Source organism: Elusimicrobiota bacterium (assembly GCA_016180815.1).
Lineage (GTDB): Bacteria > Elusimicrobiota > Elusimicrobia > JACQPE01 > JACQPE01 > JACPAN01.
Genome location: JACPAN010000005.1, coordinates 31,549 through 51,821, shown reverse-complemented (window position 1 = coordinate 51,821; position 20,273 = coordinate 31,549). Strand labels below are relative to the sequence as shown.

The window sequence follows — 20,273 nt, the reverse complement described above, 5'->3', positions numbered from 1 at the left end:
TGAACCTCAGGCTTGATCTCCGTCATCACCGACTCAAGAAGCAGGCGTGCCTTTCTGGGTTGAAAACGCTCGGGTAAAAACCTGTTGGAAAGGCGAACCGCGGTCCGGATTGCGTCCGGCTCCACTTTAACGCCGATTTTTTCCTCTAAGTAGCCCTTGATCCCTTCCATAATTTCAATGGTTTCATCTTCGCTGGGTTCTTCGATCATCACGGTCTCAAAACGATCGGCGAAAGCCGGATCCTGTTCAACATATTTGCGGTATTCGCCCAGCGTGGTGGCGCCGATGACCGTGATTTCGCCGTTTCTTAAAGGGGATTTAAGAAGATCGGGGATGGAATTTCCGGTCGCCGTGTTTTTCAAAAGGGTATGCAGCTCATCAACGAACAGAATGACATTGTTTTTCGTCTTAGCCAAAACATCCCGAAGCATGATCAAACGCTCCTCGATCTCGCCGCGCACGGCGGTGCCCGCGGCCAAACGCCCCACGTCAAGCTCTAAAATGCGCCGCCCCTTCAAGCCCGGCAAACGATTCTCATAAAGATATTTGGCGACGGCCTCCACCCTGGCTGTTTTGCCCACGCCTTTATCGCCTAACAATAACGGGTTATTCTGAAAACCGGAAGGCTTAGAAAGAATAGTGACCATACGCTGAATATCCTTAACGCTGCCGATCACGGGGGCCATGTCCTTGGCGCCGATATCATTGGTGTACTCATAAAGAACTTTAATTTCATCGCGGGTCAAGCCCAATGAATCAAGATAAGAGTCCAGGGGTTTGGGCGGTTCGGGAGCAAGGCTGACCGTAGATAATGCCCCGACGCCCAACGCAAAACCAGCCAGCAGCAATGAGCCTGCGGACGGGCCGAAAAAAAACGCCGCTCCCAGCAAACCCAGCTCAAGAAAAGCCGCAATTTTAGCCCAGAGAGAGCCGGCCATAAATAAGAAAAATAATGAATTCAGCGAGCCGCCCCCGCCGCCTTTTTCTTTTTTCTTATCGCTTGAACCGGCCTGCTCGATAACGACGTCGCCGGAATGTTTTTTTGCGGCCGCCGCTTCTTCAATGTCTTTCTTTAGAGCATCCCAAGCCCCGTATTTTTGATCCCAATCAAGGAACTGCTGCCAAAAGCCGCTTTGATCGAACAACTCCTCGATGAGCTTCCCATCCTCTTTGGTCAATGTGGTCCGTTTAAGCTCCTTAAGAATGCCTTGTCGAAGCTCAATGAAAGCCGCGTCGCGGTCCAGATTCTCCCCGCCCTCCAAACGTTTGCGCCACTCAACCAACTTATCCAGCACAGGGTTTTCAGCCGCATGTTCCGCCTTATGCGCATTGACCGAGGATTGCACGCGCTCATCAGCCTTGGCCAACTCCTTCATTTTCTTGCCGAAAGCGATGAGGATATCATCCAGTTCTTTCTGAGCTTTCTGCTGGAGGTCGCGGTCATTGGGATTGGGCAAAATATTGGTATCTTTAATTTCCCTTTCCCGCATGGAATTGCAGGTGCCGATGGCGATAGCCAAAGACCCCAAGGTCCAAATGTCGACAGGCACGACGCCGCTGGCGCCGCCGGCCAGCCATACGGCAGCCAAAAAAAATCCCAAAATTTTCGTCCAGCTCGCCGATAACCCTGAGGGCGATTCGGAATTTCCGCCGGTTCCAGGACCGCCGCCGTTGTCTTGAGTTTTCAAAATTTTGTATGGGTCATCGGCCAGATCGATCAAATAAAGAGCCGGGTTTAAATTGTCTTTAAACGCCTTTTCGATCATTTTGGGCCCCGGATAAAATCCGCCTTCGCCCAAATCCCTGGGCGATAATTCGGTGGTGAAGGAAAAAATACCCAACTCATGATAAAGCCAATCCCCCCATTCACCGGACGCCAAATAAAGCTCGGAGGCGGGCATGGGCCGGTATTTATTCCACCTCGCCATCGTTGTCGCTGCTTTCTCAAAAACAGCCCGGTCCTTAACATTGGCCACCGGATCGTAAGTATGGGAATTGGGATAAAGAACCAACTCGCTGAAGGAGTGATACGACATCGCGGCTTTGATATTTTTCCTGGCCTTGAGAAAATCGCGGACAATTTGAGTCTCCGGCTCCGAGAACGGTTCCGGACCCCGGTAAGTCTCATCATCAGGATCAGGCGAGGCGCCGGGACCGCCCCATCCTTTGGCGTAATTGCGGTTTAAGTCGACGCCCACGCCGCCGGCTTTATTCTTCTGCCTATTTTTTCTCCACCATCGATAGCGCCCGGTCTCGATATCGTGTTCTACGCCGTCGGGATTAACCATGGGGATAATGTAAATATCCCGGTTCTCCAGAAGATTTTTCATCGCCGGATCGTTACGATTCTCGGCCAAATGTTTGGCCAAGAGCAGACTCATTTCCGTGGTCAAATGTTCCCGGGCATGATGCGTGCCAAAAAAAGCGACCCCGGGCTTTTGGCTCGCGTGGGGACTGTCACCTTCCCTTTCGCTGGTGTTAAAACGAAGAGCCCAAATATCGCGACCCTCCACGGATTTCCCCAAAGAGAATAGAGAAATCAGATCGGAATGCTCCTTGGCCAATTTCTGAAGTTCACCGATCATCTCCTGATAGTTGTGATAGATTTCATCTTTCTTTGGGAAATCATCCGGTCTAAAATCAGACAGGGCTCTTGCGCGCAAAACATCAAACCCGCCCTCTCGAATGCGCGCGAGCGAGCGTTCATGCGCCGTGCCTTCGACAAGCCCGCCGTCAAGATCGATTCTGCTGATGGCCAAACCTGATTGAATCAGTCTGGTGCGCTCAACGCGGTCCTTGGCGCGGACAACAACCCAGTATCGGCCGTCTGATTCAACGTCTTGGCTGCCCCATGTCCAAAACGCGAGCGAACTGAACAGCCATTTGAAAAAACCAAGGAATTTATTGTCCGGCTTTCGGGAGGGAGGAATTAAATCGGTGGGAGAAGAGACGCTTTGGGAGCCGTCTCCGGCCGGCGGAGCCCTTGAGCCGTCCTGTTGAGGACCCCGACGCCCGCTCATGGTGAGCTTGTCGAACCATAAGCCCGGGGAAGCCTTTCGCTCATCCTTCGACGAGCTCAGGATGAGCGGCTGGTTTCCAACGGGGCTATCTACCTTAGGGCGCTTTTTTTTTATCGTGGATGAAGAAAAGGGCCACTTGGTTTTGGCTTTTTTCTTCAAGTTTTCAGCGGAGCCTTTCTCTGAAACCGTAACCTCATCAACCTCGACACCGGTTTCCCCTAAGATATTCTCGAGCTTATTCCTGGCCTGCGCAAAATTGTCTCCGTAAACCAGGGCATAGGCCACATAATCATAGCCGGACGCAGGCCCGGTGATTTTGTCCCCGGCTCTCTTGACCAGGCGCAGGTAAACGTCTTTGCGCCGCGCCAATTTTTCAAAACCTTCAAGCTTGGTTATTTTTCCGGCGAACGGCGAAAGCCACATATAGGCCTCGGCGGCCCGCCGCGCTTTAGGCAAACCGTTCTTATCCATGGGCGGCAGATATTGATCGATGGGCATGCCCATGGCTATCATGGCGTTTAACACGGGAAAATCAACGCCCCAAACTTCTTTGGCGACAATGCCCACGAATTCCCCGCCCATTCGGGTGTTGTTTTCAATCAACTGAATCCCGCCGTCCGTCACCATCAACTCCACATGATAATGGCCGTCCGGAAAATCAGCCAATAGCTTTTCCGCGTACTCCTTGATTTTGACCTGCTCTTGGGCTGGAAGTTGAGAGGGGTAACCGTCGCGATAATCACGAGGGTCCTGGGCGCTGACTTTTTTGTTGTCGGCGATAAAAACAGCCTTGATTTTGCCGTTTTGCTTTAAAACATCAACATCATGCTCATCAATGCCCATGGCCCGGTATTCGGCTTTTTCCTGAAGATATTCTTCAAGCACCACGGGCCCCATGCCGTCGATGAATTCCGGATAATACCGTCGTACCACATCTTTAGGCTGTTCGGAAATCCATTTTTGCAGCCCGAGATAAACCTGTTCCAGTTCTTCCTGGGATTTGACATAACGATAGCCTTTGCCGGAGGCGGCGCTGGGCACTTTAAGCACGGCCGGAAAACCCGCGCTTTTGCCCGCTTCAAGGAGCCGCTCCTTTATGACCTCAGGATCAGAGGAAGGCATGATTCGGAAAAATTTTGCCATGGGAAGTCCGGTCGCCTTAAGGTAACCCCGCATTTCTCCCTTGTCCCGCGCCGTCAGAATCAGCTTAAGCTCCCGGTCCGAAAGATACCCCAGCGCGTTGCGAAGGCGGGCCCAGGCCACCACGTTTCTGTCAAAAAATACCCACGGCTGCCCGTCGATTTTATTTTGATCCAGATAACGGGTGACTGTTTCGACGAACTCTTTGTATTCGCCGGTGGGATCGGTCATGGAAACCGGAATGAACTCATCCGCCAGAATTTTCCATGGGCTCTCCGGCTCATCCACCAGAACGATTTTGACTCCCGCTTTTCTTAAATTATTCACGACGAATTCTCTGCCGTCTAAACCGCCGATCATCATCAGGCGCTTGCCGCGCAACTCTTTCGGCGCCGGAACAGGTTGAATAAATCGCCGGTAAGCCCATTGCCCGGCTTTAAATAAAAGAAACGGAACAATGGCCCCCGGCACAGCCACCATCCATAAAACGATCAGCACGTCCACCAAAGCAAAACCATAACTCTTGGAACGCGAACCGGATTGATCGATAAAATCGAGCCCCGACTGATCCTGATTGACATCAAGGCGAATGACATCGCCGTCCTTCCATTCTTCATCCAAAATCTGATCGGCTAAGGGGTCCTGCACCCAGGTTTCAACGGTGCGCTCAACCTCGCGCGCATTGTAATCCGGGTCATAAGCGGCTTTGGCCAAAAAATCAACCGCTCGCTTCGTCCAAACCAGTTTGATGCCTTTGTTTTCTTTGACCGCAGCGGCCACTTCGGCCAGCCTTAAACGAACGATGGGCTCCATATGCTCCGGCGCCAGAGCATCAAAAGTGATAATCCCCTTTCTCACGCGATTAACCAGCTCTTTGCCCAATAGTTGGACTAAAAACGGTTCGACTTGCGCGGTTGAGACGCGGCGCGGGCCCCCGTCTTGCAGGCCTCGGCCGAACCCGATTTCTTTTTGCCTGCCGAAAAGTTCCTGGCCCACATTGCTGGTCATAATGAAGATGGTTTGGCCGAATTTAGCCGTGCGGTTAAGGCCGTCCGTCAACGTCCCATAGTCGAAAATTTGCAGCAAAACTTTAAGAACTTTGGGGTGCGCTTTCTCGATTTCGTCCAACAAAACAACGGAAACCGGATTCTTAATCACATCATCAACCAGCGTCCCCTCTTGCTCCTCCTGCTTGTTGCCCACATAACCGGGGGCTGAGCCGATCAAACGGCTGACTTTATGTTCCTCTTGGTATTCGGACATATCGCGCCGCAGCAAAGGAACTTCAAAATAATCCGCCAGAGCCCTAGCCAATTCCGTTTTGCCGACGCCCGTGGGGCCGAGGAACACAAAATTGCCCAGAGGGCGCTCTTTGGCCCGCGCCGGGACTACGCCCGCGGCGCGAAGTTTAAGCCTATTGACGACATCCTTAATGGCGCCATCCTGGCCGACAATTTTTCCTTTTAAGGCTTCTTCCGCAGCTTCCAGACGCTCGCGATCTTCAAAAACAGAGGATTTGTCTTTTTTGACGACGACAAGAGCCGTGCTTTCCTGGACTTTCGGCGCCTCCAAAACGGGCTCTGTCGTGCGTTTGGTATACCCGGAAAGACTCTCAGGGCTCACCCCGTGCGCCAATAAATGCGCGGCAGCCATGGCTTTGACATAATGATCGACATCCTCCGTGCTTTTGACAAACTCAAGGCTTAGATAAATTTTCCCCTCATAGGGGAAAGCGCCGTATGTTTCCACATGCTCGGCCTCCAGCTCATTTAACGGGCTTGAAAGCGGAACGACGAAAACATTATCTAAATCGATGGCAGGCAGCTTGGATTTTTTAAGCGTTTGATTGTATTCATCCAAACGATTTTGAAGCGTGGGCAATGAAGCGACGCCGAGGGGTATCAACCCAAGGCTGTTCGTCAACAGCTTGGCGCCTGTAAAGCGCCCCTCTCCGGAAACCGTCAAACCGAACCACGGCGTCAACGCCGCCAGCAAAGGATTCAGCACTCCTGAAACCATAAGAATAAAAACAACAGTCAAAGCCCAAACAGGGCCATGCTTCTGCATTCTTTCGTAACGATGCGCCCAACGCCGGGGAAGCAGGTTCTGCGCAATCTGCCCGCCGTCAAGCGGCAAAAAGGGCAGCAGGTTGTAGAAACCAAGCAGCATATTAATCCCTGCAAACATTAATACGGCATTAGTCGTTATCAGCGGAAAAACAGATTGAAGACCGAGAGGATAAAGGAGAAACAAAGCTAAGCCGCCCAACAATAAATTGACTGCCGGGCCCATGGCTAAAACCGCAATATGCCCCCAACCGCGCAGCTCTCGTTTTAAATGATGCTCATCAATGGGGACAGGCGCAAAAATCCAAGGCTTTTTGAAGCTCAAATTTTTATTGAAATGAGCCAAGGGGTTAAGGCTTAAGCGGCCTGCTTGTTCGGCCGTTCGATCGCCCAATAATCTCGCCGTCAGCCCATGGCCCAGCTCGTGCAGGAGTCCGCTGACAATGACCATGGGTATAAAAAGAGCCACATAAAAAAGCTTGGTCCAATCCATCGCCGATAATAAAGCCAGGCCTCCGGCCATCAACATCAGCGGCAGCACGGAAATCCTGGCTTGGCCGCGCTTGTTGGCCCAGCGGAATTTAATTTCCGCGGCATTTTTAAAGAAAGGAGCCAGCTCGTTTTCTTGTTTTTTGGTGAATTCCCCCTCCTCCCACGCTTTCAAGAGGCTTTGACGCTTGAACGTCGTGGCCGAACGCCGTAAGCTGGTCAGTGAAAAGACAATGTCTTGAACCTGGGTCCAAAGAGCCGGGCTCTTTTTCTTGGTGACGACCTTGGCTTTAGTGGTGTAAAGAACGCGCGCCCGGTACTTCGTGCCCGCTAACTCCTCTTTGTTGGCCTGTTGCGCGAAATCAATCAGCGCGTTCTTGGCCGCGTCTTTATCCTGAATTCCTTTCCTGATCCCTTCGCCAAGAGATTTGGCCTGAGTCGTGAGTTTTAAAAACAGATCGACAAGCTGTTGGCCGTCCGTTTTTTTGAGCTCGGAGCGGGTCGGTAAATTCTCGGCGGTCATGACCTCCGCATCATCGCCGGGCTCCAAGACTTCTTCGACGGCCTCATCTTCATCCTCGTCCACCTCTTCCGCTTCTTCATCGCGGATGACGGCATGGTCGCTATCCATGGATTCCAGAATAACCAAGGCCTGAGGCAACAGTTCGACAAAATTCGAATTCTCGATGCCGTTGGGGAATAAAGCCTGCATTTCCTCTTCACCCAGGCCCTCTTCGATGCGGCGGGCCAAAGCGACGGTATCCAAGCGGGCGAAACGCTCGTCGTAAACTTTCAATTCCTCCAGTTTGCGCCGAAACGCATACCAGGCGTCCCGATCCCGGCTTTTCTTGGGGATATCCAATTTCTTGGCGCCCATTTCGATTTCCAGGACTTTATCCGATCCCGAGATCGATTTGACCTTGAATTTTTGGGCGTAGGCCAAGAGGGATTCCCGCACCACGGAAATTTCCGGCCGCAACTCGCGTAAACGTTCGAACAGGCTGGCGACATGCCCCACTTTCTGGGCATAGTCATCGACAAGGGTTTGCTCTTGGGTGGCGGGCTGATTGGAGGCCGCAGTTTCGGCCTTGCCGCCTGGCGCTTCTGGCGTCGAGGCAATCTCACGAACACTCTCCTTTTCCTGAGATGGCCTCGCCGTTTCCGGGCCGGCGCTCTCAACAAACGGCGGGGCCTGCGCCCCCTGGCCTTCGCCGACATTAACCTTATCGGAAAACTGCTTATCCGCGGATCCTGATGGATCGGAAACCGAGTCTGAACCGCCTTGATTGTTGGGGTCGATTTTGCTTAACGCATTTAAAATTTCGAGCGTAGCGCGCGGCCCGCGTTCCGCCTGAGTCCTGCCTTCGGTCGGCCAAACATAAAGGTTCGGCATTCTCGGATTGCCTGTTCCGCCGACGCTGATCGCCAAGGCGCCGGGCAAAGCGCTTGCCATAACTTCGTCAACGCTATTGCCGGTCACAGGCAAACCTAGCCGTTGAATCCAACCCGGACGCTTGGTCAACCACTCCCAATAATTAGGAGTAAAAAAACTGTCCCCGATGACCGCCGTCTCTTCGGGGCGCTCAAGGCCCAGAATCTCTTTAATGCGGCGCACGCTGAGACTCTTGTCGAATTTTCCAAGTTCAATGTAAGGCGGCCTTGTTTTTGGATCTTTAGCCTCTTTGGCCCTAGACTCATAGGATAAACCCTTGGCTTTGATCACGGCATTAAATTTATTCGCCAACGCCATCAGTTTCTTGATATCCGTCCCCAATTTAAATATCAAGACTTTATGATAACCGCTCTCGGATTCTTTTTCCAGCTCGATTCCTAACTCAGCAGCCTTCGTTTTAAGCCCGCCGAGAGCCTCTAGAAGAATCGTCTCCTCCTGGCCGGGTTTTTCCCAGTCCCAAGCCTCCTCAGTGTGAATCCTCACCAACTCTCCATTCTCATCGAATCTCCAAATCTTGCCGCCTTTCTCTCCGGCGACGATCATCCCCGCTCTCTGTTCGGGCGTCATGGGCATCAATGAAGCAGGAAAGTCGTCTTTTTCGGCGCGGTCGCTGATCACGACGACCTGCGTCCGTCTATTAACCTTAGCCAAAGCTTCGGCCATCTCCGGAGTTATGGGTATTTTCCATGGGCCGATGGTATCGTCATAATCCAAGAAAACGGCCTTCAATTCTTTATTAGCCAGCCTGCTGGAAAGAACTGTCTTATGGGGTTTGGTCATGGAGGGAAGGGAGAGCGTTAAACCTGCAAAACTCAAAGCGGCAAGAATCTTTCGTTTTGCCGCATAGCCCAACGTATCGAAAGGCGCGGATTTAAAGGCCAGCCAAAAAACAAGCGAAGCGGCGGCGCTCCCTACGCCAAGCAACGCCCACCAGGGCAACCCGGCGACAACGGCAACGGCGCCCAGCAAAAGCTCAGGAAACGCCAAGGCCGCTATGGTGACAAGGACGACAGGGAAGAAAATATTGCCCGCCACTTTCTGCCATAAAGGCATAGGCGCTTTGACAACCGGGGCTTGACCCGCTTTCTGCCCCCAATTCTTCCAGCCTTTCCAGTTCATGAATAGGCCAAGACCCATGGGTCCCAAGAGTCCCCACAAAGCCTGCATCCCGATAATCCAAACAATGCGCAAAACGCTGCCGACGCTGCTGACGATAAAACCGGTTCGATATCCTAGAGCCAAAAGAATAGCCGTGGGCAACCCAATAGCCGATGCCAGAAAATCAGTCACTCCAAGCAAAGTCGCCGGGTTCTTGACATACCAAAGATAGCCGAGTCCCCCGAGAGCCAACAAAACCAAAGGCGCAGCGATACGCCAGTCGCTCAACGGCGGCTTCACCTGACGGCCTTCTTCCTGTTTCGCCCACGTTCTCCAGCCAAGCCAGGACAAAATCGTATAGACAATGTTCATGGGCAACAATGCAAAACCCTTCCCGGCGGCCAAGACGGACAGCGTGATGAAAATACCCCCGAGGGAACCAAAGAAAAAGCTCTCTTTAATTTTTCTCGTCGACAGCCAAGAGGAAGCAAGAAAAAAACCCGAAGCAATCCAATCCCATGTTCCCAGTCCCAAAGACAAGGCCAAACCCGCGCTGATAAAACCGACGGCGGTCAACCAAGGATTTTTTTTGCGATGGCCCACGCCGAATGCGATGAGGCTGCCCAAGCCGGCTGCGCCGACGCCGATCAAGAGCAAAGACGAGGGAGCAAGTAAAGCGCCGACTCCGGCGACAGCCAAAACGCCGATCACTTCCACGGAAGCAAAGCCTCGCGACTTGCCCTTAGGCCTCTTGACGGTTTTTCTGGAGGAGTTTTCAGCAACGCGCAAGTCTTCCTTGGGCATCAAGGAAAGCACAGGGCTATATTCAATTTTAAAGAGGTGTTTGATCTTATTCCACAAGGCATGATCGCCATGACCCTGCTCCATGGCCAATCTCTTTAATTTAGGCAAGTCCAAATTAAAATGAGTTTTGGAGTCCACGCTGTTTTCGTGAATCTTCTCGATCATCTGGGCGTTGGCTTGAGGATCGCTGTCTTTGGTGGGCAAAACAACCGTCTGCGATTCTTTGACGATGGCGATTCTGCCCTGAGTGCCCTCGAGTTTTTTGAGACCCTCTTTTTTAGCCGCTTCCAGCAGCGCTTCTTCAACCAGCAAACGTTCGTTCTCAAGGCCGCGCAAATGATCCCTTTGCACGGATAAATCATTCGCGGCTTTCTGCCATTCCAAAACTTTCTGACGCTCTTTGTCGGCCAGCCGAACGATGGGCTTGATCTTGAGCTTCTGCTGATAATAAATTTCGTTCTGTTTAAACTCGTCTTTAAACTGAAGAATTTGGTGATTGACGCGCAAATCTTCCTTGGTTTGAGCCTCCACGCCTTCAGGCGTGACTTCATACCCCTGGGAAAACATTTCAAAGTCGTAAAACACCCGCACCTTGCCCTTAAAACCGGGGAACAGCTCGTTGACGGCGCGCACGTAGCCGACGGTCTGCGGATAACGTTTTTTAATGGTGCTGATCGTCGGCGCGATGCGGATGGTCTTAAAGTCGTGAATCTCGACGACCTCCGCCTCGCGGCCGCCTTCATCCTTCTCCTTAAAGAGCATGACGAAATCCGGGACGGCCTTTTCCCAAAACACGACGCCGTCTTCATCCTCGATGGGATAAAGAACCTCTTTTTCTACGGAAATCACTTTGACCAATTTGCGGTCGCGGATGATTTCATCATTGAATCGCTCCAAATACCGCTGGGCCCGTTTTAAACCGTCCGTTTTCCAATCATCAATCGTGAAATCAGGATTGGGAAGTTCGATGGCCACCTTGTTTTTCTTTAATTCAGCCAAGGTTTCTTGCCAATGCTTTGAATAAGAATCGGTGATTCTATCCTTGCCGAATTTCGAAGCATCGGGCTGTTTGCCGCGGCGCGCTTGGTCCATGACCCACCGGTGGAAATCCTCCAAAGCCAAATGCACCACTTTACCCACGACCAGTTCAGGCCGGGTGGAATGTTCCTCGCCGCCTATAAAGTAACGGCCGGCAAAGCGGACCTTGGAATAATCAAAGGTCTGGCGCCTGCTATGAGAAAAATACCCATCGCGGGCCACGGACGCGCTCGGATTGACCCGGGTGGTGGTTAGAACCAATAGGCTCGCCAACGGCGCCAGAATGGAAACAAGAAGGCCTAAAAGCCCGGATTTTTTCAAAATCTCAACGGCAGCCACGGGAATTCTTGTAACCCAGCGGCCGATTTTCTTTAAAAGCTTTTCGTCTTTTTTGACCGAGGCATAACTGAGGGATGAATAGTCTTTCCAGCGCCCCTCATCCTGAAGAACGCTGACGAGCTCGGCATAGCCCTCAGGGTTATCTTTTTTGGTCGGCGCCGCGACCGTAGTCTCATCATAAACCTCCACCTGATCTTCGTCATTAGCCACCAAGATCGGCGCGTTTCTCTCTTTGGCGATGGCGATTAAGGTTTCGGCTAAAACATTCTCCTTGTCGTTTAAGTCCTTGAGAATTTCCTTGGTTTCCCGAATTTCCGCGCCGACGGCGTACAGGCGGTCCACCTGCTGACGAATGAAACCGAGGCGATCTTTCTCGGGCACCGCAATTTTTAAGCCGTTTTTCTCGCGGTATTGATCCATATTGGCTTCGACAATTTCGGCAATTTTGTCCGCCTTGCGCATCCGGGCCGCGGCATCGGCCTGAGTTTGCTTTAAAATATCCAAAGAAAATGTCTTGCGGGAATATTTGGTTCGAAAAACCAAATTGCCCTCAAACTCATCCTCGGCCAATTCGGGGTATCCCCGCTGAATGATCAAGGCATACATCGCCTGCTGGAAAAACATCCGGTCGATTTCCGCATTGGAAGGCACCTTCAAATGGGTTTTCATGTCGACGATGGTCGTCTTGTGATAAACGCTTCCATCGGTCCGGCGCTTTCTCATGCGGATGGCAAAATCAGGAATACCCATGACGGATCTGCGCTCGCCGGTCGCCGGGTCCTCAAGGGATGAATGCAGAATGGTCTCGATAAAAATCACGTCCTCGGCGTCGGGTTCGATGATTTCCCCGTTCATCAGGTAATCCCAATAAATCTTCAAGAACAGCCGTCCGCCCCGGCGGTAATTCTCAACGCTTGAGCCCGGAGCAACGACTTTTTTGCCTTTGGATAATTCCTCGGCAACCACTTCGCGCCACATCCGTTCATAAGTCACCAAGGTATTGGCCAAACTCAACTTGCTCACAGGCTTATGCATGAGCAGGGCGCGATGAATCGTTTCCTCCAGCGTGCGATGAACTGCGGTGCCCATGACCAGTTGAGCGCCGATCGAATTCGGAGGGTCGTTCAAATGGGTTCTTAAAATATATTGGTTGATAAACTCGTCAAATTCATCGGGAAGCATCCCGTTTTTAAGGGGTTTGGGATCAGGCAGATCGCGCAGCATTTTGAGCATCGTCGGCGAATAAGGCTTCCCCGGACTTCCGGGTTTGGCTCTAAACCCGCGCCGTTGTTCCTCGGTCGGCGCCCGGTTGGTGACGGTGCCCGCTAACATGCCCAGCCCTAAGAGCACGGCCGCGGCCATCCAACCCAAGGCGAACAGCGTGCCGGCGGCCGCCAAAACCAGCATAACCCCAACGGTGGTGAAACCGCGCTGGCCCTTTTTGGCTCTCGTTGAGCGCGCCGCGCCGGCCAAAGATTTCTGACGTGAAACGCGAGGTGTCTGCTGGGGTGCATGTTCCTTTTCGCGTTCCACGCCAGAAACCTCCGACCGAGCCGGGGCGTTCGCGTTCTTTTTCTTGCGCACCGCAAGCCTGCCTAACGTCCCGGTATCCGCGGCCTTGGCCACTTCAAACACTTGCTCGAATTCCTGCTTGAATCCGCGAACATCCTCTTCTTCGGTCTCAAAAAGCACGTTTTCGTAATTAAATTGCTCGGCATTGTCCGTGTAATTGAACGAGCCGTTGACCAGCAATTCGCCGTCGACGATCATGAATTTATGATGCATCTTGTCATGAAGCTCATTGCCGTCGGGTCCCCCCCAGCGATAAACTTCAATATGGTTTTTCTTCAAAAAGTTATAGACGGAATCGGGCGTGGCTTGTTTGGCTTCCATGACCACGCGCACGGTCACGCCGCGGCGCTCGGCCTCGATCAACGCCTCGGCAATTTTCTTGGAAAAGAAAGTGAACATGGAAATATCGATGGAGCTTTTGGCTAGGGAGATAGCTTTGAGAATTTTTTCCTCAATGCCGCCGTTGGGCGAGAAAGCATAGGCCGGGAATTTTTCGCCGCGGAAGGTAACGCTGGGGTCGGGATCTTGGGGGGCGGTAACTTTAGGCTTAGCGGTCCGGTTTTTACTGTCGCCGGCAGCCGGCGGCGCCTCGGGTTGAATCTGTGTGCCCCGGCCTCCCTGCTCGGCCTTGGCCTCTTCGAACGTCTTGCTTCTGTTCCACATCCACTGCCAATACGCTTCAAAACCTTTGATCACTTTCTCCTTGTTTGTAAACACGGCGTTTTCATAATGATTGTCTTCCGCCGTATGCTTCCAGTTGTAGGAACCGGTGACCAACATCCGGCCGTTGAAGGAAGCGAATTTATTGTGCTGAATGCTGCGGCTGGTCACGCGATCGGCGATGCGCACATCAAAGCCTCCCCTTAAAAGGTTGTTGATGCCTTGATCCATGCTCGCTTCGTCTTTGGTAAAGACATGGGAATAATCCAGAATAACTTGGATGTTGACGTTGCGCTTTTTCGCCTCGCGCAAAGCCCTCATCACCTGGGGCAAGTCAAAATCGTAAAGGGCGATTTTGATGTATTCGCCCTCCTTCGTCTGATTGATGGCCTCGACCAACAGCGGCGCGACTTTTGTGCCCGGGCGAAAAGCGAAGGACGGGAATTTCTTGCCGTTGTATTCGATATCCCTGGGTTTTCCGGTGGGCAAATCAAGGTCGACTTCGCTTTCTTTCTGCTTGATGATGCTTTGATAAAGAAGGGCGTTGGGGACGCTGACGATTTGACTGTCTTTGCCGCCTGTGCGCAGCAGAGTCTCGCTTAATTTTTGGCGGACAACGATGCCGGAGTCCGTCCCGATCGCCACCCACTGCCCGATCCTGACTCGGCCGGTCACCATCAGTCGCACGCCGTAAATAATATTCTTGATGGTGTCCTGAAGAGCCAAGGCCAACGCGGCGCTGGCTACGGTGCTGATCGTGGCTACGGCCGTGGGGCTGACGCCCAAAACAACCAAACCGACCAGAATGCCCAAAACCCAAACGACAACGCCGGCCCCTTGAACCAGCCGCTCCTCAAGATCGCGGGGAAAATTGGATTTATCCAAGAATCTTTTGACCAAAAGCCGGACTCGCTTAGCCACAAAACGCGTAACTAAAACAACAAGGATGGCCCCGCCGATGCGCATGATCAAATCGGTCGGGATCAAGGTCGTCAGCGCCGACCACCAAGCCCCGGCGCCGCCCGTCAAACCTTGAGCGCCGGATGTGGCGCCTTGCGCGTCGCCGCCGGCGAAAAGAATGCCCGGAATCAAAATCCAAGGAAGCCACCCTGCGGCGCCCGGACCCGAACGTTTAATTCTTTGCGCCAAACGCTTTAAGAATCCGGGTTTGGAAGGTTGCTCTTGCTGCTGGTTCTTCAATTGCTCGGCAAGCTGTGCGGCTTTCTTGACAAAAACCAAATCGATGGATCCCGCCTCGCCGGCTGCGCCCTGCGCCTGATGGCCGCCCCCGACAAAATGAGCCATGCTCTCCAAGGTATCCGCCAATCGTTCTTTCTGCGCCTCGCTTAAGCGGCTGTTTTCAAAATCGGTCAGAGCCTTGATATAAGCGATTCTGGCGTTGGCTGTTTTGGCGCCCTCAAAGGCATCCCAAAGAACTTTAGGATCCGAAGATTTGAAATACCTGGCCAGCGTCGCTTGGATGCCCTCGGTTTCTTCGGCATCGGGAGTAAGGTCTTTCATCCAGTCATCAACCCTCGAGCCTTTGACCTTCTCGATCCAATACTGAAGTTTGGACAACTTGGGATAAATGAGGGCAGTATATACGGTCAACAGCACGGCCCCGGCCACGATCACGGCAATGGCCCAGTGGGATTGCCAGAACAGGCCGATGGTCACATCTTTCGGAAGCAAGGCTTTCAAAACCTTATTGCTGACGATCACGCCCAAAAACGTCATGGAAATTAAAGCGGCCGCGGCCTTGCCCTGATCTTTCTTGGGCACAACCGCATTGTCTTGAATCAACGTGCTGGCCAGAAGACCTTCGATGCCTTCATGGAGAATATAAGAACCGATCATGGCCGCAGCCACCGCCAGACCGGAAACCCAAACGGGCAGATAGCTGCCTACCGCCAAAATCAAAAATGTGAGCGGGAACAGGGCCACGAGCCGAACGATTTTTAGAATTCCGCTTACCGAAGAGCCGTGGATGCCCTTGCCCATGATTTTTCCGGCCACCATGGTTCCCAAATGCGGACCCACGCCCCAGGACAACAACAGGGAAAGCCACAGGGCGAAAACCCCAAAACCAACGCCGGTCGCCAAAAACAAAGCGCCGACGCCCAAGGATAAACCGGTCACGCTGATAATACGCCCGGCTGTTCTCAAGGGTGAACCCTGCGACATGATCTCAGCCTTCTTCTTCTCAAATTCCTCTCTGGCCGGATCTTGAGCCGGTTGTTCTTGATTTTTGGCCGCCGCCTGCTTGACGTCCGGTTTGCCCCCAGCTTCTTTGGCTTTAGGGATTTGAATGCCGAAAGCAAATAGAAGCGTAGCCAGCACCCGTAAGCCCACATAGCTGAAGAGAACAATGGCGAACATGGTTTTAACCGCGGCGGGCGTCGCGGCATCGGGATTCCCGACTAAAACCGCGCCCAGGGTCAAGCCGAAATAAGTGCCGAAATTGCGCCATCTGCTCGCCATGATATTGCCGGCTGAGCGCGCCTTGTCCTGGTCGCCGGCAATGGTATTTTGCAATCTGTTTTGAATGACTGAGCCGCCGATTTGCATGGCCAAGGATGCGCCGAACGACAAGAGCGCGAAAGCCAAGAGAGAAAATTTATCCAAAACCAGCATCATCGGAATTGCCGCAAAAATGACGAGCGAGACAAAGGACATGATGACATAGCCTTTCTTCATGTCGATTCTGTCCGCGTAAGCGCCGGTCAAGGGGCGATTAATGACGGTTGCGTACCAGGTGTAGTTCCTTAACTCTCCCACGCCGGTTTGCCCTTGGCCCAAAACCGCCATCAAAAAGCTCTGGATCATGGAGTACACTTTCTCGGCCACGCTCATGACAAAAGAGTTGATGGCCAAGATCGAAAAAGCGCGTTCCGGATTCTTGGAGAAATTGAACCCTCGTTTCTCCAACCAACGCTTCAACCAAGACATCGGACGTGAAACGCCCGTTGCTTTTTGCTGGGCTGTTTGCGAAGTTGCCTGACCGGTTGCCTGTTCATCGTTACGTTTCACGTCCGATGTCTTGGTTTGATGCTCTTGGGCGGCGGGCGGCGCGCGGGCTTGCAGCTCTTTAACTTGAGCCGCTTTTTTAGCTTTGTCCCGGCGCAGCATGATTTGACCCGCGACCAACATCGTTACCGCCAAACCAGCGCCCATGGCCGCCAACGGAATTCCGGCTACGCCGGCCGGCAAAGCGACTTGAGGCACCAAAGCCGGCAGCACAATAAACTCAATAATGTCCGAGACGTTAAAGGAGATCAAAAATCCGAGAAGCCCGGTGGCGAAAACAAGGGAATGAGGAGGGACATAACGCCATTTGTAAGGTTTCTGCGGGTTGCCGGTCGGCTCTTTTTTGACGGAGCCGAAAATATAGGAAAGAGTGGCGCCCAGTTCCAGAATAAAGGCCTTGATCATTCCGGGTTTTTTGGCAGGCTCGTCCTTGGCAGCTTCGCCGATGGGGGCGGCTGCGACACCGGCCGCTGCCGGAAGCGCCGTTTCAATAACAGCGGCTGTTTCAGCCGGCAATGCTACGGGCGCCGAAGCTGCCGCTTTGGCAGCCATCATGGCATCCATTTCTTTCTCGATCAAAAACGGAGATACGCTGCCGAAACCCAACAGCGCTTCATGGAAATCCTTCAGTGAGAACTTGTCCCCCAGGCGATCCTGCCAGCGCCGGCGCATCTCCATAATTTTTCTGTAGCCCAAGTAATAGGCGATGCTGCGCGTGGGATTCATGGCGACATCGAGGTCAGGTTCGTTTTTGGTATGAGGCTGATTGTGAACTTTCCTGAGTATCCCCTGGGCTTTGCGGGCCGAACGCCCGGTGTGAGCGGCCACGTCCGTCATCAACCAGGCCGCCCAACGCAGCACATCGATATCCGCCCACCAAGCCGACCGGGCATCATTATGGAAGCCTGTTTCCTGCATCAATTTTTGGGCATAAAGGCCCCACCCCTCGGATTGCACATTGCTGTCAGCAAGCCGGGAAACGCCGGAAAGCCTGGGATCGGCCTTGGTCGTGACCATCTGCGTATGATGCCCCGGATAGCTTTCATGAACCGCGGTCGTTTCAAGAGCGGCCTTGCTTTGCACGCTGCCGGGAGTCACATAAACGGCGCCCCTAAGCGATGAACCGTGCAACGGCAGGCTGTAAGCCGCAAAGGGATATTCGCTTCTTAACACCTGCGGCGTTTCAATAACGTCTAATTGTTCGCCGCGAACCAAATGCATCAAATTCTTTTCCGCCATATGCTTTTTAGCGCGTTCAATCTGCGTTTTATACGCGGCCAATACTTGATCCTCAGGAACCTGGTCAGCCTCAAGGATGTCCACAATCTCTTCCCAAGATTTTTTTGGGTCGATGGACTTGGCGCCTTCTTTAACCTTGGCCTCGAGCTGATCCAAATCATTTTTAGCCATGGCATAAAGCTCTTCGGCGCTTAAGGGCACATGCTCGAAAGCGAGAAGGCGGCCGTATGCTTCGTCGCCGACGGCCCACGCGCCCTTGGAACGCGGCAAAAGGTCGCTATTTAAAAACTTATGAAAATCAACGATCGCCGCCTTCGCCTGCGCTAGGGCCGCCAGCAACTCTTCTTTTTTCTTGGAATTTCTATTGATGATGGGGGCAAAAGCGGAAGGCAACCCGTCAAGGAGGTTCGGGAAACGTTCGGCCATCTCGATGGCGTCTTTAGTCCATTCTTTGGGCGGACCGCGCAAGAACTTTTTGCCCTGCTCTAAAAGGCCGGGCAATTTCCGGAGAAGGCTGATCGTGGCTCTATATTTGAGCCCGATCGAGGCATCCATGTTAACGGCCGTGTGCGTGATGATTTCAGCCGGCAGGTAAATTTGAGGCCGGTCGTGAACATGTCGGCCGTAAACGGGATGCTCCGATTCGAAAAGCTCTTTTTCGAGGCGCGCCTTAAACACGACAAAATCGCGGTTTGCGGCCTCGGAAAGGTTGTTTCTATTGATCCGCTCCAAACGGGCCAGGTATCGCCGTAAAAGCTTTTCATGAGTCTGGCGGGATTCGGGCGAATGGTCGTCAAGTTTGCCCTCCTGCCCTTCCATCCCATCCAAGGTCGCCTGTTCCGGATTCAGCGGCGCCCATTCGCTTAAAAAGGCCCCGTGATAGAGACTGAGCGCGGCTTCCTTTCGGCCCAGCGCCAGCATCAAACGGGCGAACCCCAAACGCAAGGCCAGGCTTGCTTTGGACAAACCCAGCGTCCGGCTCGTATTGCGCAGAACGCCGTTTAACCCATAGTAAATGCCCTCGCTCCAACGCGGCGCTTTTTTCGCTTCTTTCATCCCGTAAAGATAAGGAATGACCAATTCAAAAAACATCAACCCGACGGCAAACGTCCCGATCAGGATCGTGGAGAAAACAACGCCCTGAGGCATGGCCCAAAGCTCAAAGGCCTTGGCCGTCAAAGCGCCTAAACCCAAAAAGAAAATATCGCGGACGGCGCTGACCGACGCATAACCCCGATCCTGAATCTTTTCCCGGACGACGCCGTTTAAGATGCTGTGGTGGAAAGCGTCCAAAAATCCATTCAATGCCATATAAGCCGCAATCAAAGGCAGCATGGGCAAGCCGACCGCAAAACCAAAAACGCCCGGGATCGCGCCCAAGAAAAGAATCAGGAACAAAGGCCGCGTAAAGCCCACGCCGATGGTCATCCACATCTTGGCCGCGGGCTTCCTGTCAAAATAATGCGTTTGATTGGCCTTAAAAGAAAGCCAATTGCCCAAAATGTTGCCGGCCATTCGAATGGCCAAAATCAGGGCCAATCCCGCATGCTCAAGCCCGAAAATATTCTTCAAGTAAAAGGCCAAGAAAACATCAAAGAAAGTGACGCCAAAGACAATCAGCTCATAACTGGTGAGGATGGTGTCCCAGCGTATCGTCTTATTGCGGATGATCTGGCCGACGGCCTGCGGGATCGCTTTAAGGTGATCCCAGAATGATCTGCGCTGCGCCGGAGCGACGGAAACATTTTTGAGCCCGGGGGCCAGCATTTGCATCACCACAAAACTGAACAAGTGAACAATCGCCGAAAAACCAAAAGCGATCGCAGCCGCGGTAATCGGCGACACAAAGGCCAGCCCCATTACAGTAATCAGCCCGATCAACTGGGCGATATTTTTGCTGAGCCAATTGGCTGAATCCACCTGAGAGATGGCTCCCTGATCGCTTCCCCCCTGTTTGGGCATGTCAAGCGCCATACGCTGAAGCAATTTTGAGGAAGCGCGATAGTTGAAATTATTGGCCACGGCGATCACCATCAACAGGGCCAACAGCGGCGTCCATAACGACGCGCTCGACGTCACGGCAATAAGCGCGGCCGCAAGATAGGCCAAGCCGGCCGTGATCAAAGACACGCGAACAATCGTCAATAGATTATTGCCGTCGGCCACAGGACCGCTCGGCAAGGTGGCCACGGCATCCGTTCCTTGCTTGATGGCGGAGGCATGGGCCTTAGCATACTCGCTGCCCGTGGCATGGTCCGCAAAATTGGGAAAGGCCGCGCCGACGGCCGCCATGCCCGCCAAAGGCGCGGCATTGGCCAGAAGAAAACG

The 20,273-nt window shown here is 53.0% G+C and carries 1 protein-coding gene (running past both ends of the window); it reads right to left on the bottom strand.

The whole window is internal to a DUF885 family protein gene (locus HYT79_01980; protein MBI2069345.1) on the bottom strand: the coding sequence, 53,241 nt in all, runs 10,213 nt past the left edge and 22,755 nt past the right edge, and what appears here is coding positions 22,756–43,028 (codon 7,586, complete, through codon 14,343, partial); the first complete codon in reading order (the gene reads right to left) occupies positions 20,271–20,273. The start codon and the stop codon both lie outside this window.